Raw genomic sequence first — 17,011 nt, 5'->3', positions numbered from 1 at the left:
AATAATGCCACCTCTTCACATTGTTTTATAATTATTTAAAATGATTCAACAAAAACTAAACTAACATCATTACACCTCATCGGACGAAAAAAAGCAAGCTGTAATTTTCTTTCATCCGTTTATAGCTTTATCAAGCTCACAAGTCAGTCTGCCGTTGTATTCTGTCTTTGCGGTAAGCGCTGGGATTGACCCCGAACACTTTGCGAAACTGGTTGGCAAAATGATTGTAATTGTAGAATCCGACATCAAAGGAAGCCTCCAGGGCCGTCCGGTCCGTATGGGTGAGCAGCAGCGCGGCCTGCTGGATGCGCATCCGATTCAGCGTGTCCACGATGGAATAGCCGGTTTGTTCCTTGAATACATGGGACAGCCTGGACGGCGACAAGCCAACCGTACGGGCGAGTGCTTCCAGTGTGAGCGGCTGCTTCATATGCAGCGATAAATAGTGCAGTGTAGCTCGCACGCGGGGGTCGGTTTGCTTGTTCAGCGATTGGGCAAGCAGCAGCAGCACTTCGCGCAGCGCATTTTCGCACAGCTCCTGCCAGTAGGCGCTTCGTTCAATTGAGTCGGCGATGACGCGGCGGAACGCGCGGTACAGCCGCTTGCGTTCATTTTCATCCTCCACCTGGTGCAGCACCAGGCCGGTGTCAGGCAGCATGCCGGTTTCCAGCAGCCGCGCCGAGAAATGCGCCCACACAAATTGCCAGCGGCCGCCCTGCACCGTTCCGTACTGATGCGGTGTGCCGGGCTTGATCAACGCCAGATCGCCGGGGCCGCAAGCCGCTTTACCGGCGGGTGTCTGGACATAGCCTTCGCCTGATAGCGTATACATCATCAAGTAGTCGTTGCGGCCTTGCGGCCGTTTCGTGATATAAGTATCCGGCTCATGGAAGTGCCCGGCAATGACAATGCCGGGGGCTTGCGCATCGAAGCGGGACGGATCGTCGTTTGCTGTCATGTAGGCCACAACCTCTGTTGGTTATTTCAGATGAACCGTTGTCTCTGGGGCAGATACGCGGAGCCGGACTTGAGCCGACTGGCAGTATCCCGCCATATTCAGCATAGTCGAAACGCTCCTGCTTCTGCAAGCGGGCTGGATGTGCAGCAGGATTGTAGCATTTGTTAGTGGGATTGCAGATTCAGAGAGGAATGACTAGGCCCATCAACGGTCTGGCTTTAGACATGTGAAGGACGATTCTGGAAATGAAAGAAGCGACGGGATTATTCCCGTCGCTAGGTTGGAGTGGCTTAAAGCCCCGCAGGGATTAAACCTGTACGTACAAGTGTTTTGTGTTATAATAGCTGCACATGAATCGCGCGAAGCGCTTTGCCAGAGGTGTAGCATGAACGACAAACCAATGCCCAAGTACAGGCAATTAAAACAGGAGCTGCTGGGCAGGCTGGGCGAGGGTGAGTGGAAAGCCCACGACCAGCTGCCCTCCGAGCATGAAATCGCCGGACGATTCGGCATGAGCCGGCAGACGGTACGCCAGGCGTTCGGCGAGCTGGAGCAGGAAGGCTGGCTATACCGCCTGCAAGGGAAAGGTACCTTTGTGGCAGAGCAGCCTGCGCGTCCGCAGCCGATGGCGTCCGCAGCGCCGGTGCGGACAATCGGCATGATGACGACGTATATTTCGGACTATATTTTCCCCCATATCGTGCGCGGCGCGGAGTCGGTGCTCCGGGATCAAGGCTACCGGCTGATGCTGCTCAGCACGGACAATGACAAGCGCAAGGAGCGCGAAAATTTGGAGCTGCTGCTCGGCGAACCGCTGAGCGGGCTTATTATCGAGCCGACCCGCAGCGCGCAGGGCAATCCGAATCTCGATTTGTACGTTTCGCTGCAGGTGCACGGCATTCCGTTTGTTATGATTAACGAACGTTACGCGGAGCTGAGCTGTCCTTGCTTGCGTGTCGATGACGAAACTGGCGGCTATGCGGCGGCGGAGCATCTGATCCAGCTCGGGCATCGGGCGATCGCGGGCTTTTTCAAAACCGATGACCTGCAAGGCTCGAACCGACTGAAAGGATTTTTGCGCGCCTTCAGCGACTACGGCTTGCCGCTGCGCGCCGATTCGGTTACCAGCTACACGACCGAGGAAAGCGGCACGCTTCCGTATGAGGCGGCGCTCCGTATGCTGGAGGGCGACGACCGTCCCACCGCGTTCGTCGCGTATAACGATCAGCTCGCGGTCAGGCTGCTGGAGGCGGCCCGTCAGGCCAAGCTGTCTGTGCCGGACGAGCTTTCAATTATCGGCTTCGACGATTCGTGGCTCGCTACCGCAACGGAAGTGAAGCTGACAACGCTGACGCATCCGAAGGCGGAGATGGGCCGTCAGGCTGCTGCGCTGCTCATTGATCTGATTGAAAACAGCTTGAACGAAGCGGAGTCGAAGCCGGGGCGCGAAGCGAGTAGCCGCCGTGCGGCCGCCGAGGGGAAGGACCGCGTCTTTGTGCCGGAGCTTGTTGTGCGGGAGTCTACCGTTGCCTTTCGTGAGAGCGAGTAAGAAGGTGTGCCGAAAACCGGGACTGCACGCTGTCGTCGTTTCATCTGGAACAATGGCATACGTTTCGTCACATAGCCTCATATCAACAACAGCCTGTCGGCAAGCGCCGGACGGGCTGTTTGGCTTTGGAGTCGTTTGGGCCGGAAGCTGTGGAGCCGAACCGGCGGGAGCACCCTGTCATTTTTAAATTTGGCTCTGTTCAACTTGTACGTACAAGTGTATAATGAGGTGGAAGGAACCAAGAACGAAGGGAGCCGATCAGGTTGCTGGAGCGTTTGAAGCAGGAAGTATGGGAAGCCAATATGGAGTTGCCCAAATATAAGATGGTGACATTTACTTGGGGGAATGTCAGCGGCATCGACCGGGAGCAAGGACTCGTTGTCATCAAGCCGAGCGGCGTGCCTTATGAGGAAATGAAAGCCGAGCATATGGTCGTTGTTGACCTGGACGGCCGTGTCGTGGAAGGAAATCTCAAGCCGTCTTCGGATACGCCGACGCATCTTGTGCTGTACCGCGCGTTTGCGGGACTCGGCGGCATCGTGCATACGCATTCTCCGTGGGGAACGAGCTGGGCGCAGGCCGGCAAAGGGATTCCGGCGTTCGGTACGACGCATGCCGACTACTTTTACGGCGAAATTCCGTGTACGCGTCCGATGACGCACGCGGAAATTCAGGGCGCTTATGAGCTGGAAACGGGCAATGTGATCGTGGAAACGTTTGCAGATCGTGATCCGCTGCGTATTCCGGGCGTGCTTGTCTATTGCCACGCTCCGTTTACGTGGGGGAAAAATGCGCATGAGGCTGTGCATAACGCCGTCGTGCTGGAGGAAGTGGCGAAGATCGCTTCGCGGACGCTAGCGCTGAATCCGCATGCCGAGCCGATGGACCAGCAGCTGCTGGACCGGCATTTCCTGCGCAAGCATGGAGCTAACGCCTATTACGGTCAGGGCTGATCAGCAGCCCGCAGACCTCACCATAAGGAGGAACGCAGCAATGGGAAAAAAATATGCAATCGGCGTCGATTACGGAACGCAATCCGGACGCGCCGTGCTGGTCGATCTGACAGATGGCACGGAAGTGGCGGACCATGTGACGCCATATCCGCACGGCGTAATTGACGAGGAGCTGCCTGGCAGCGGCGTGAAGCTGGAGCCGGACTGGGCGCTGCAGCATCCGGCGGATTATGTGGAGGTGCTGCGTTTGTCGATCCCGGCCGTGCTGGCCGAATCCGGCGTCAGCGCTGACGATATCGTCGGGGTGGGCATTGATTTCACGGCCTGCACGATGCTGCCTGTGGATGCGGCCGGACAACCGCTGTGCCTGCTGCCCGGTTATGAGACGAACCCGCATAGCTGGGTGAAGCTGTGGAAGCACCACGCCGCGCAGGACGAGGCCAATCTGATTAATGAAACGGCCGCGAGCCGGGGAGAGCATTGGCTGCCCCGCTATGGCGGCAAAATTTCGTCGGAGTGGATGATGGCGAAGGCGTGGCAGATCGCAAATGAGGCGCCGGAGCTGTATGAAGCGGCCGACCTGTTTCTGGAAGCGACGGACTGGGTCATTTTCCGCATGACCGGACAAGTGCGCCGCAATAGCTGCACCGCCGGGTACAAGTCGATCTGGCACAAGCAGGATGGCTACCCGAGTCGTGATTTCTTCCGCGCGCTTGATCCGCGTCTGGAGAACTTGACGACGACCAAGCTGCGCGGCGAAATCATGCCGCTCGGTACGAAGGCGGGCGAGATCACGGAAGAAATGGCGGCGCTGACGGGCTTGCGTCCAGGCACCGCCGTAGCTGTCGGCAACGTGGATGCGCATGCGGCCGTGCCTGCTGTCGGCGTCGTGACGCCCGGCAAGCTCGTGATGGCGATGGGCACGTCGATCTGCCATATGCTGCTCGGCACCGAGGAGAAGCAGGTAGAGGGCATGTGCGGCGTCGTCGAGGACGGCATTATCCCCGGCTACTACGGCTATGAGGCCGGTCAGTCCGCGGTCGGCGATATTTTCGAATGGTACGTGGAAGAAGCGGTTCCGGGTTATGTGAAGGATGCGGCGGCGCAGGACGGCGTAAGCGTTCATGAATGGCTGGAGCGTCGCGCGGCGGCTTACAAGCCGGGCCAAACGGGTCTGCTGGCGCTTGACTGGTGGAACGGCAACCGGTCCGTGCTGGTCGATACCGACTTGACGGGGCTGCTCGTCGGCTGCACGCTGCTGACGAAGCCGGAGGAAATTTACCGGACGCTGCTGGAAGCTACCGCCTTCGGCACGCGGGTAATTGTGGATGCGTTCCATTCCAACGGCGTGACGGTTGATGAGCTGTATGCTTGCGGCGGTTTGCCGCAGAAAAACCGGCTTCTGATGCAAATTTATGCCGATGTGACGAACCGCGAGATCAAGGTTGCCGCATCGAAGCAAACTCCGGGGCTTGGAGCTGCCATGTTCGGCGCGGTAGCGGCGGGCAAGGAGCGAGGCGGCTTTGATTCTGTTGTCGAAGCGGCTGAACGGATGGGCCGGGTACGCGAGGAAACGTTTAAGCCGATTGCGGAAAATGTCGCTGTCTACGAGAAGCTGTACCAGGAATATGTCAAGCTGCACGATTATTTCGGCCGCGGCGGCAACGACGTGATGAAGCGTCTGAAGGCGCTGAAGGAAGACGCACTTGGTTAGGATTATATCCATTTATAAGTTACAGCAAAGCTATTCTTAATGATCCCAGAGGAGGAATTTCGTTATGCTGACAGTTAAGCCGTATCAATTTTGGTTCGTTACCGGAAGCCAGCACTTGTACGGACCGGAGACGCTGGAGCAGGTCAATGAGCATTCCCGCACCATTACCGCAGGCTTAAATGCCGATGAGGCGGTTTCGTACGAGCTGGTGTTCAAGCCCGTATTGACGACGCCGGAGGATATCCGCTCGCTTATTTTGCAGGCCAATGCCGACGACAATTGCGCAGGGATCATCACCTGGATGCATACGTTTTCGCCGTCGAAAATGTGGATCGCCGGACTGTCGCAGCTTCAGAAGCCGCTGCTCCATCTGGCGACGCAATACAACCGTGACATTCCATGGGATTCCATCGACATGGACTTCATGAACTTGAATCAGGCGGCGCACGGCGACCGCGAGCACGGCTTTATTGGCGCCCGGATGGGCGTTTCCCGCAAGGTGGTTGTCGGGTATTGGGAGGATGCGGCCGTTCGCGCGCGCGTTGGCGGCTGGATGCGTACGGCGGTGGCATTTGCCGAAAGCCGTGTGCTCAAGCTGGCCCGCTTCGGCGACAACATGCGGCAGGTAGCTGTCACCGAAGGCGACAAGGTGGAAGCGCAAATCAAGTTCGGCTGGGCTGTGAACGGCTATGGCGTCGGCGATCTCGTCGAGCGCGTCAATGCGGTCAGCGAGGAAGCGCTGGATGAGCTGATGGCGGAATACCGCGAGCAGTATGTGCTGCCGGAGTCGCCGGGCGATCTGGAGTCGATTCGGTACCAGGCCCGTCTGGAGCTGGGCTTCAAGTCATTCCTGGAGGAAGGCGGCTTCAGCGCGTTCACGACGACGTTCGAGGACCTGCACGGACTGAAGCAGCTTCCGGGACTTGCCGTTCAGCGGCTGATGGAGCAAGGCTACGGCTTCGGCGGCGAAGGCGACTGGAAGACATCGGCGCTCGTCCGCTTGATGAAAATTATCGCGGGCAATGTCGGCACTTCGTTTATGGAAGATTACACGTACCATCTCGATCCGGAAAATGAGCTGGTGCTTGGCTCCCACATGCTGGAGGTATGCCCGACGATTGCGGCTGACAAGCCGAAGCTGGAGGTGCATCCGCTCGGCATCGGCGGTAAGGAAGACCCGGCGCGCATGGTATTCAATGGCAAATCGGGCAAGGCGCTGAACGCCTCGATCGTGGATCTCGGCCACCGGTTCCGGTTGCTGATCAATGAGGTTGTTGCCGTTGATCCGCAGGAGGAAATGCCTAAGCTGCCGGTGGCGCGCGTGCTGTGGAAGGTTGAGCCTTCGTTGAAGGAAGGCGTGGAAGCATGGATTTTGGCAGGCGGCGCGCATCACACCGGCTTCTCTTATGTGGTTACGACCGAGCAGCTTGTTGATTTTGCCGAGATGGTTGGCATTGAATGTGTTATTATTGATGAGAATACGACAACACGCGCCTTCCGCAACGAGCTTCGTCTGAACGACATGGCTTGGCGGCTTGGCCGGAGCTGATTGCAGCTCCTGCACGGACGTGTTTAACCGGCGCGAAGACTGATTCGCCTGCCGGTTCTGTTCAGCCCTGATCCTGCGTCGGATGATGCAGGTCAGGGCTGTGCTTGTACTTGCGCTTGCGCTGCCGCAGCTTCAGCGCGAAGCCGCATCGGCAAGCAGCCGGAAGCGCAGCCTGCTGCACGGGGCTGCGATCGACCGGTTATTTACGGAAGGAGCGGATGTTCATGAGTGAAAGATTGACGGCATTGGCCGCCAGGCTGCAGACAACAGCCGGGAGCGGATCAGCGATACCGTTTCCCACGTTTCCCGATCCGATTGTGGTTGAAACGGGGGCGCTCGATCACGTCAGCGGCTTCACGCAGCGGCGGGGCTACAAGCGGCTGTCGCTGGTCGCCGACGCCTTGACCTATGAGGCTGCAGGCCGAAGGCTGGAGCAGGCGCTGCTGGCAAGCGGCATAACGGTTGTGACGACGCTGGTACTACCGAATGCGCAGGGCGACGTCGTCGCGGACGAAGCATCGGTTGTGCAGGTGCTGCTTGACCTGAAGCCGCTTCAAGCCGAAGCTGTGCTTGCTGTCGGAGCAGGCACCTTGCACGATATTGCCCGCTACGCCGCTTACGTGTCCGGAGTGCCGTTCATTTCTGTACCGACTGCGCCGTCGGTAGACGGGTTTACGTCCAAGGGAGCGCCGCTGCTGATCCGTGGCGACAAAATTACGGTTGCGGCGATTGGACCGGAGGCGATTTTCGCCGATCTGGCGATTTTACGGCTGGCTCCCGCTGCGATGACGGCAGCCGGCTTCGGCGACATGCTGGGTAAATACACGTCGCTGTTCGACTGGAAATTCGGCCGGATCACCGCGGGGGAGCCGTATCTCGACGAAGTGGCTGCCATTACGGAGCAGGCGCTGCTGGCCTGCGTCAAGCATGCGGAGGAGATCGGCGGCCGGACGGAGCTGGGCCAGCGCGTGCTGATTGAAGCGCTGATCGAATCCGGGCTGGCGATGCTGGCGCTTGGACAGTCGCATCCGGCGTCCGGCGCAGAGCATCATTTGTCCCACGCGTGGGAGATGTCGTACATCCGCCAGGGCCGCCGCCAGCTGCTGCACGGGGCGAAGGTTGGCGTCGCCTGCGCGGAAATATCCGCCTATTACCACCGGCTGTGGAGTGAGGGATTATTTGCCGACCAGCCGTGGCATGAGGAAATCGGACGAGAGCTGGCGCTGGTCCCGGCGGCGGACGAGCTGCGGCGGCTGCTGAAGCAGGTCGGCGGGCCGACGACGCTGGAGCAGCTGGGCGTGGAGCGCGAGCTGTTCGAAGGCAGCCTGCGCGACGCGCACCGCATCCGGCTGAACCGCTGGACGCTGCTGCGGGCGATTAACGAGCGCTAGGCGAGTCTAGCGTTTCACGTATGGACGCGGGCCGGCCTGCGATGCGCGGCTCAGACGCGGCCGGTGCATTTTTTGCGGTAGTTCAGCGGCGAGATGCCTTCCTTCGACGAGAAGCAATGCGAGAAGTAGGAGATATAAGCAAAAACCTCGGAGTCCCTGTATGCGGGAAATCCGAGGTTTTGTGCGTTTGACCAGCTTGCCCTGCCTGTACGCAGATTTTGCACAGCTCATAGAGACGCCGCGGGGCGCTGTCCTGATGCAGCCGGACGAATGCTGACCCTGTTAAGCCGCTGTCCCTGAATGTATGTACAGGTCAGTCGCGAATTCCGCATTTTTTAGCGAGAATCGGCCATTGGGCGACAAAAAGCTCCTGCCAGCGGTCCTCCGGCAAAATGCTCAACCAGTTCGCAATCTGGTTCAGCCCCATTTCCTCCAATACTTGAATCGCGTACTCCTTCTCGCCGCGCACTTCCAATTGTTTCGTTGCCATCATGCCAAGCCAGCTCCCTCGCTTTGAAAAATATCCAACAAAACATATATATGCAGGTATTAGCCAACTTGACATTAAGTTTTGAAAAAAAGTGAAAATGAGCCGCAAACCGCTGCCATTGTCCGCTGAATCGCTTGTCAGGCTCCGCCAGCTCATGAGCCTTTCTCATGACGCAGCATGTCAATGGGTCTGCGAAGCGCTTTTCGTCCGGTATTGGCCGGGCGTCATACTTTCCTGCTTGCGGAAGGATCGAATGAAGTTTTGCGGATTCGTATACCGCAGCCGTTCGGCAATATCTTTGATCGGCATATCGGTTTCCGCCAGCCATTTCTTCGCCATATTAAACCGGTACATGATCAAATATTCGCTGAAGGAGTAATTCGTCTCCTTGCGGAAAATGCTGCTCAAATAGTTGGCATTATAATGCAGGCGCGAAGCGCATTCCTCCAGCGTCAGATCGGTGTCATAGTAGTGCTGAACAAGGTCGATCATCTTCTCGGAAATGTTGTGGTACTGCGCTTCCTGCCGGTCGCGGAAAATAATCACCATCGGCTGGATGACGCCTTGCCAGAACCAGTCTTCAATCTCGGAGGCGATGGACAGCTGGAACAGCTCTTCGAACAGAGAGCCCTGATTGGAACGGATTTGATGCATGCCGATGCCGGATTCCTGCATCGCAATAAGCAAATTGTTCAGCAGCCGGGCCAGCGGCACCTGATATTCCTGTGGGGTCAGCTCTACGGAAAAGACGGTGTGCAGCAGCTGCCTGAGCAGCTCGCGGGAGCGGTCCTTGTCGGCCAGCTTGATTGCGTCGAGCATTTCATTTTCTTGCTGCTTCGGATAATTCAGGTTCAAGTAATGGCGTCCGGCATCCATGTTGTCATACTGGATAATAATTCCTTCGCCGAGCTTGATCCGGTGCCGGAGCGCTTCCAAGCCTTCGCGGTAAGCGATCTGGACGGTCGAAAACGATTGAATCGGCAAGCTCATGCCGATACTCACCTGCAGGTTCAGGTAGCTGCCGATCTGCTGCTGCAGATGCTCTGTAATGGCATAGATCGCATTCCGGAACTGCTCGGGGTCCGTTTCATTGCTGCCAAGCAGGGTGACGACTGTCTGGTCGATCGTGACCGGCGCAAGCCGCTGCTCGGCAGGCACAAGCTCCTCGATAATGTTATGGATGGCAAACAGGAGCAAATCCAGATCGCGTCGCTCATAACGTGTATTGTCGATGGAATCAATTTGCAGGGTAATGACGATCATCGTCTGCCAGCGCTCGCTGCGGTCGCCGTAGCCGAACTGCTCCAGATTGTCCAGCAGCTCGCTTTGCTTGACCTTGCCCTGAAACAGCTTGAACAGGAAAAAGGTGCGAACCTGATGAACATGCTGCCGCACTTCCTTTTCCAGCTGCGACTTGGACTGGAACAGATGCGTGACCTGCTCGCCGATCAGCTGGAACTCATTGGAGCCGCGGCTGCGCTTGTCCTGAATGCGCCCGCCGATCTGATTCAGCAGCACCTGGATTGGCGAATACATCCGCCGCGAGCCGATCCAGGCGAGCAGCATGGATAGCAGCAGCATCAGCAAGCACACATAAAAGGTATACAGACCGATTTTGCCCGATTGCGCGGTCAGGCTGTCGATGGAGGTCAACGACAAGTAGGTCCAGCCGGTCAGCTGCGAGCGCAGAAACGTGGCGGAATACGGCTTATTTGCCATCTCCGTCTTGAATTGGCCCGATTCGCCTATCATTTGCTGCTGATCGTCAAGCCCGACCTCCTGCAGTGTTTTGCCGATCAGCGCGTGCTCCGGATGAAGCAGGATCAGGCCGTTTTCGTCCAAAATAATAATGGCTGTCGAAGCATCCTCGGTGGACGGCATGAAGTCCTGCAGGCTGCAGGCCGGGATGTTGGCAATCGCGAGGCCCAATTTTTCGAGGCCGGTGGTCGGCAGCTTTTTAACAAGGCTGATCGTATAGTCGCAAGAAAGGCTTTTGGCGTTTTCCTCGCTGTAAAACCAGGAGGCGGGTGTGAGCATCCAGGGCGTTTGATCCTGAATATCCATCAAGCCTTCAAGCTGCTGGCGATAGGCGTAAGTGTCCAGCCGGTACAGCCCGGAGTTTTTGATCATCCAGTTCTGCTGCTGGTTCAGCAGCACGACATCTTCGACCCGCGTATCGAATGACTGCATGTAGCGGATTTCCTTGCGCAAGTCGTCATAGGTCATGAAATCGGTTACATCGAGCCTGGTATTCAAAGCCTTCTTGAGTACGGTTGAATTTAATACCTGATTAAGGGTATGGTTGACAGTTGTAAGTTTGTGCTCTACATTTGTATTGATTTGGTGAATAAGCTGCATGCTTCCCATGCTGGCGTTTTTCTGAATCTCGTTGGAAGAGGTTACATAAGCAAAAGCGCCGATGAATAATACGGGAAGTGTGCTCAGCAGAAACCCGAACAAAGTCATTTTGCTTAGAAAGCTAAGGGAGCGCATCGGAAGTACACCTCACGTTAGGAATCCTGGTCAAAAGCCGTATAATCCATTGTAGTAAACCCGGTGTTTGGCAGCAATAATCATCGGAGATGTCCAATAATCATCTTGTTGGATTATGGTCTAAATGACATTATGACGTAAATGATTGGCTTACACAAGGGAGGTTCAGTGGACATGCCGAGAAAAAAGTTGGTGCCCCAGGCGGCGACTCGCCTGACCGTTATCATCCTGCTGATGGTAGCGATGATCATCGGAGGCTGCAGCGACAAGCTTGCACCGGCGGACAAGCAGACGCAAGCTGACCGCCCGGTCGTATCCATTATGGCCCCGCTGCATTTTCCCCATTCGCCCAAGCAGGAGCTGATCGGCGAGATTGAGCGGCTGACCGGAACGAAGCTGGAAGTCGAATGGGTGTCCGATGGCATCTATACAGACAAGATGAATACTGCGCTGACGACCAACTCGATGAAAAAGGTAACCTATGTCAAGTATACGGATTATTTGCTGCTGAAAAGCGCTGTTCGCTCCGGCTCGTTTTGGGAGATCGGACCGTATCTGGAGCAGTATCCGAACCTGATGCATTTAGATAAGGAAATTCTTCAGCAGTCGGCGGTTGACGGCAAGGTATACGGGCTGTACACGGAGCGGCCGTCCTCGCGGCAAGGCATTATTATTCGCGAGGATTGGCTGGACAAGCTTCAGCTCGCCAAGCCGCGGACGATCCAGGAGCTGTACGAGGTGCTGCGCCGATTTACGAACGATGATCCTGACGGCAACGGGAAAAACGATACGATTGGCTTGACCGACCGCAATGATCTTGTGTTTGGCGCATTCAAAACGTTAAGCTCTTACTTCGGCGCGCCGAATAACTGGATGGTTGCGAATAACCAGCTTGTGCCTGAGTTTGAGACGAAGGCGTACATGGATACGATGAATTTTGTGAAAAAGCTTTATGACGAGAAGCTGATTAATCGCGATTTTGCCGTGACAAGCAAGGAGGTACAGCGTGATCAGTTTATCCGCGGCTACGCGGGCGTGTATATCGGCAGCATGACCGATGTGCAGCGTCTGTCCGACGAGGCCCGAGCGATCAATCCGAAGGCCAGATTTGCGCTGGTGAACCGGATTGAAGGTCCGAGCGGTTACCGCGTCTGGTCGATTCCGAATTACAGCGCCTTGTATTTGTTCTCCAAAAAAGCGATCAAGACGGAAGAAGAGCTGAAGGCGATGCTGGCTTTTTTCGACCGGACCATGGATAAGGACGTAGCAAATCTGATGCATTATGGGGTGCAGGACGTCCATTATAAGCTGGAAAACGGCCACGTTGTGCTGCCGGAGGAAACCTCCCAGCTGCGGGCGTCGGAGGTCAACGCTTTTTATGTGCTGATGATTGCTGATTTGAACAATCCGAATGTCATCGAGGTGACCAAAAACGCCTCGCTAACCGAGCAGGCCGAGCAGTTGGTGAAAGATAACGAGAAATTTGTCGTTCACGACCCGATGGTCGGTGTCGAATCGAAAACTTATGATGAAAAAAGTATGGAGCTGTACAAAATTGTTTCGGACGCCACGTATAATTATGTGCTCGGTCATCTGAACGAGGCTGGATTCCGCCAGGAAATCGACAAGTGGAAGCGAAGCGGCGGCCAGCGGGTGATGGACGAATATACGCAGGCGTACTTTAAAGCAAGCAGCAAGAAGTGACGAACAACAGCCGTCGGGCCTTATGCCCGGCGGTTTTTTTGCATGTTCGAGGCCAGGTGTCATCTTCCTTCGGGACTAATCATTATCCCAGATTACTGTGGCTGCAAGCGCTGCGGAACAAATGATTGTAGCCGTAATTTGTACGGTAGCGTACGGTTATAGAGGCGGCGGCAGGCAAACATAATCAAGCCGCAGTGCAGCATGTCGAAGCTTGGCAAACGGCTAAAAGCGTGAGGTACGCTAAGCCAAAGCGTCTGTAGATGAGCCGTCGTGACACAATGCGCAGCTCCAGCTTGCATGAAGTGATTGAAGCACCTGTGCCAAGCGGACGCATTGTCCAAAGAAAATCGTGTAACAAAGCTTGCAGCAAATCAATTGTGGAGGTCGAGATTTCAATGACAAAGAAAAAGATGTTCGCTTCTCTGAGCGTTTTGCTCGCTTCAAGTTTGACATTGGCCGCGTGTGGAGGCGGCGCAGATAAGGCGCCTGCGGCCGGAGGGGACGCCGCAAGCCCGAATGAAGCCGCCAAGCCGGCTGAGTTCACAATTATGTCTCCGTTAAATACAGCGGAGTCGCCGACAGACACGGTTAAGAAAGAGCTGGAGCGTCTGACGAATACGAAGCTCAAGTATCAATTTTTCCCGGCTGACACCTACGAAGAAAAGCTGAACGCCACATTGGCGACAGGCGCGCTGCCGGAAGTCGTATACCTGAAAAACCAGGCGACGTTCATTACGATGAAGTCGGCGATCCGCGACGGCCAGTTCTGGGAAATCGGCCCTTTTCTGAAGGATTATCCGAATCTGAGCAAGATGAAGCCGGATGTGTTGAACAACACCAAGGTAGACGGCAAGCTGTACTCGCTGTATCGCGGCGTTGACTTGACTCGCCAAGGCATTATTTACCGGAAGGACTGGGCTGACAAGCTGGGCTTGAAGGCGCCGGAAACGACAGAAGATTTGTATGCAATGATGAAAGCATTTGCTGAGAAGGACCCTGACGGCAACGGCAAAAACGATACAATCGGCGTCGCTGACCGTAACGATCTCGTCTATGGCGCGTTCAAAACAGTCGGAGCTTGGCTGGGCGTACCTAACAACTGGGGCGTGAAGGACGGCAAGCTGCAGCCTGAGTTCGCCTTCCCTGAATACATCGCTACGATGGACTACTTCAAGAAGCTGCGCGATGAAGGCTTGATCAATAAAGATTTCGCGGCTACAAGCAAAACGGATCAGGTCAAGCTGTTCACGAACGGCACAGCGGGTATGTATATCGGCGCGATGACCGATGTCGAAACGCTGCATAAGGATGTCATCAAAAACGTACCGACGGCCGTTATTGATGTTCACAGCATGGTGAAAGGCCCAACTGGCAAATATGCGGCATGGGCGCTGCCTGGCTACGCAAACGTTGTGCTGTTCTCCAAGTCAGCTATCAAGGACGAGGCAAAGCTGAGATCTATCCTTGCTTTCTATGACAAGATGATGACGCCGGAAGTAGCTAACGTTGCTTTCTGGGGCATCAAGGATGTTCACTACACTGTCGAAAACAATAAAGCGAAAAAAGTAGACAACAAAGAGCTGATTGAGCGCGAAGTGAAGCCGTTCACAGACGGCGCGATCGGCGACGACGACACGACTGGCCGTTATGTTGGATTGTCCACGCTGCCAGGCCGGGTTAAAGCCGATGAGCTGAAGCTTGAAAACCAAAAGTATGCGGTTAACGATCCGACCGCTGCTCTGGAATCCAAAACGAACTTGGAAAAAGGCGTGCAGCTGCAAGAGCTGATCAAGGATGCGACATACCAGTACATCTACGGCAAGCTGGACAAAGCCGGCTTCGAGAAAGCTGTTGAGAACTGGAAAAGCCGTGGAGGAAACCAAATCATCGAAGAATTCAACGCTGTTTACAAAAAATAACCGGTTGTAGTCTCACTCCGGGAAAGGGCGCCGTCCTTGTGCGGCGGCCCTTCCCGAACAACTACCTCCCGGAAAGGAAGATATGAGATGCAAGAAGCGCATGTGCAGCCCAGATCGACAACGGCGCGTCGGGGCAGCGAGCTGAACAGACGCCTGTGGAAAAACAAATGGATTTACGTCATGTTGTTGCCGGGAGTGCTGTACTTTCTGATTTTCAAATATATCCCGATGTACGGGCTCATTATTTCCTTTCAGGACTATAAGCCGTTTAAGGGGATGACTGGCAGCGAATGGGTCGGCCTCAAGCATTTTGAACGGTTGTTCACCGAGCCTGATTTTCTGAATATTTTGGGCAATACGTTGATTTTGTTCGGGATGAACCTGCTGTTTTATTTCCCGATTCCGATTATTCTTGCGCTGATGCTCAATGAAGTCCGGATTGAATTGTTCAAGAAAACGGTGCAGACGCTCGTGTATTTGCCTCACTTTATGTCGTGGGTCATCATCGTGTCCATCAGCTTCGTCATGCTGACGATGGATGGCGGTATTATCAATGAATTGCTGAAGTTTTTCGGCTTTTCGGAAGTAAACTTTTTGTTAAGCCCGGAATGGTTCCGACCGACTTACATTCTCCAAGTCATCTGGAGAGAAGCGGGCTGGGGAACAATCATTTATTTGGCGGCGATTGCTTCAATCGACCCGCAGTTGTATGAAGCGGCCCGTATGGACGGCGCAGGACGCCTGAGACAGGTTTGGCATATTACGTTGCCTGCGATTCGCAGCGTTATTATTGTCTTGCTGATATTGAAAATTGGCGATGTTCTTGAGCTTGGGTTCGAGCATGTGTACTTGCTCTTGAATTCCATGAACCGCAATGTGGCCGAGATCATTGATACGTACGTATATACGGCAGGTCTGAGACAAGGTCAATTCAGCTACAGCGCCGCGATTGGTTTCTTCAAATCGTTGATTGGTCTGATTCTGGTCATGGCCGCCAACCGGCTCGCCAAAAAAATGGGCGAAGACGGCGTTTACTAATTGCCAGCCGCTTGAATCTGCTTTTGAGTAAAAAGCTGAGAATATGCTTACGAAGTGGCTTTTCTGCGAAAAGCCTGGAGAATACGCTTACGAAGTGGCCTTCCGAATGGAAAGCCTGGGAGGAGTCAAACCATCATGGTAGAAGACAGAACATTAGGCGGGCGATTGTTTAACGGAATCAACATCGTGCTGCTGGCGATTATCGGTCTTGTGACGGTGCTGCCGTTTGTTCACGTTGTCGCGGGTTCATTTACGACAAGCGCAGAGCTTGCGGTTCGGAAGTTCGTGCTCATTCCGACTGACTGGAGTCTGGAGGCGTACAAGTTTATTTTCTCGACCAATACGATCTTCAAGGCAATGGGTGTGTCGATTGGCGTTACCCTTGTCGGTACCTGCTTCAGTATGTTCGTAACCGCGCTGATGGCATATGCGCTATCGCGTAAGGATCTGGACGGGCGGAATGTTGTCATGTTTCTCGTCGTCTTTACGATGCTGTTCAGCGGCGGGCTTATTCCGACCTTCCTTGTGGTGAAGGAGCTTGGATTGATTGACACGTACGCGTCCTTGATTTTGCCGACGGCGATCAGCGCGTTTAACTTGATCATCCTGAAAAACTTTTTTCAGAACGTGCCGGAAGGGCTTGAGGAGTCCGCTAAAATTGACGGCTGCAACGATTGGGGGATTTTGTTCCGGATCGTGCTGCCGCTGTCGATGCCCGCGATTGCAACGATCTCGCTGTTCTATGCGGTTACGTATTGGAACACTTACATGAGCGCTATTTTGTATCTGAATGAAAGCGCGATGTGGCCAATTCAAGTGCTGCTGCGTCAAATCGTTGTCCTTGCAAGCGGTATGGACTATGACACGTCCTTGGACAATTCGGTTCCTCCACCCGAGCAATCGGTTAAAATGGCGGTTATCGTGGTTGCTACGCTGCCGATCATTATCGTGTATCCGTTCCTGCAGAAGCATTTTGCCAAAGGCGCGATGCTTGGCTCGATCAAAGGCTGATCAAACATGGACGCGTGCCAGCAAGCCTGGACCAATTGGACAGGCTGCGCTTGCTACGCGGCTGCAACCTGCACGCACAGACAGTGCCGCCTGCCTCCAAGCAGGCGGCACTGTCTGTGCGCCGTTACGCTAAAAGCTGCTGGAGGACGGCTGACAGGCGTGCTCTCATGCGAGCATGGACTTACCAAAGATTTGCAAAGTAGATTTGCAAAATAGATTGGCAAACGACTATCATAATTAGG

Annotated in this window: 13 protein-coding genes; 10 read left to right on the top strand and 3 right to left on the bottom strand. The window is 55.1% G+C overall.

From position 1 onward, the window contains the following. Positions 1–136 precede the first annotated feature (136 nt). Complete coding sequence (locus AC6ROY_RS18895) at positions 137–958, bottom strand: helix-turn-helix domain-containing protein (protein ID WP_500102148.1); 822 nt, start codon at positions 956–958, stop codon at positions 137–139. A 385-nt stretch (positions 959–1,343) separates the two neighbouring features. Here AC6ROY_RS18895 and AC6ROY_RS18890 point away from each other — a divergent pair, with 385 nt between their 5' ends. From AC6ROY_RS18890 to AC6ROY_RS18865, 6 genes are all read left to right on the top strand, one after another. Next, positions 1,344–2,507 (top strand): GntR family transcriptional regulator, encoded by a 1,164-nt coding sequence (locus AC6ROY_RS18890; RefSeq protein ID WP_500102147.1) that lies wholly within the window; start codon positions 1,344–1,346, stop codon positions 2,505–2,507. 263 nt (positions 2,508–2,770) lie between these two features. Continuing rightward, positions 2,771–3,460 carry an L-ribulose-5-phosphate 4-epimerase gene (gene araD / locus AC6ROY_RS18885; RefSeq protein ID WP_500102146.1) on the top strand — a complete coding sequence of 230 codons (690 nt, stop codon included), beginning with the start codon at positions 2,771–2,773 and terminating at the stop codon, positions 3,458–3,460. A gap of 40 nt (positions 3,461–3,500) precedes the next feature. Further along, positions 3,501–5,174 carry a ribulokinase gene (locus tag AC6ROY_RS18880; protein WP_500102145.1) on the top strand — a complete coding sequence of 558 codons (1,674 nt, stop codon included), beginning with the start codon at positions 3,501–3,503 and terminating at the stop codon, positions 5,172–5,174. Between the two features lie 64 nt (positions 5,175–5,238). Further along, positions 5,239–6,723, top strand: coding sequence for an L-arabinose isomerase (gene araA / locus AC6ROY_RS18875; RefSeq protein WP_500102144.1), 1,485 nt, complete (start codon positions 5,239–5,241; stop codon positions 6,721–6,723). Between the two features lie 82 nt (positions 6,724–6,805). Then, a complete protein-coding gene (locus AC6ROY_RS18870) occupies positions 6,806–6,955 on the top strand; it encodes a hypothetical protein (protein ID WP_500102143.1) in 150 nt (49 codons plus the stop codon). Beyond that, positions 6,948–8,114, top strand: a complete 1,167-nt coding sequence (locus AC6ROY_RS18865) for a sn-glycerol-1-phosphate dehydrogenase (protein ID WP_500102142.1) — start codon at positions 6,948–6,950, stop codon at positions 8,112–8,114. The genes AC6ROY_RS18870 and AC6ROY_RS18865 overlap by 8 nt, the downstream gene beginning before the upstream one ends. 313 nt (positions 8,115–8,427) lie before the next feature. Here AC6ROY_RS18865 and AC6ROY_RS18860 read toward each other — a convergent pair whose 3' ends face one another. Beyond that, positions 8,428–8,607, bottom strand: a complete 180-nt coding sequence (locus AC6ROY_RS18860; protein WP_500102141.1) for a hypothetical protein — start codon at positions 8,605–8,607, stop codon at positions 8,428–8,430. Positions 8,608–8,784: 177 nt separating this feature from the next. Then, positions 8,785–11,070: a helix-turn-helix domain-containing protein gene (locus AC6ROY_RS18855; RefSeq protein WP_500102172.1), complete on the bottom strand. Its 2,286-nt coding sequence runs from the start codon at positions 11,068–11,070 to the stop codon at positions 8,785–8,787. A gap of 201 nt (positions 11,071–11,271) precedes the next feature. Between AC6ROY_RS18855 and AC6ROY_RS18850 the strand changes: the two genes are divergently transcribed. From AC6ROY_RS18850 to AC6ROY_RS18835, 4 genes are all read left to right on the top strand, one after another. Continuing rightward, positions 11,272–12,801: an extracellular solute-binding protein gene (locus tag AC6ROY_RS18850; protein WP_500102140.1), complete on the top strand. Its 1,530-nt coding sequence runs from the start codon at positions 11,272–11,274 to the stop codon at positions 12,799–12,801. A 395-nt stretch (positions 12,802–13,196) separates the two neighbouring features. Beyond that, entirely contained in the window at positions 13,197–14,720 is a 1,524-nt protein-coding gene (locus AC6ROY_RS18845) for an extracellular solute-binding protein (protein WP_500102139.1), read from the top strand. An 87-nt stretch (positions 14,721–14,807) separates the two neighbouring features. Continuing rightward, complete coding sequence (locus tag AC6ROY_RS18840) at positions 14,808–15,758, top strand: ABC transporter permease (RefSeq protein WP_500102138.1); 951 nt, start codon at positions 14,808–14,810, stop codon at positions 15,756–15,758. A gap of 135 nt (positions 15,759–15,893) precedes the next feature. After that, on the top strand, positions 15,894–16,769 hold the full coding sequence (locus tag AC6ROY_RS18835; protein WP_500102137.1) for a carbohydrate ABC transporter permease: 876 nt from the start codon (positions 15,894–15,896) through the stop codon (positions 16,767–16,769). Positions 16,770–17,011: the final 242 nt, after the last annotated feature.

It is taken from the genome of Paenibacillus sp. sg306046 (assembly GCF_059821225.1).
This window is presented reverse-complemented; position numbering and strand designations above follow the sequence as displayed.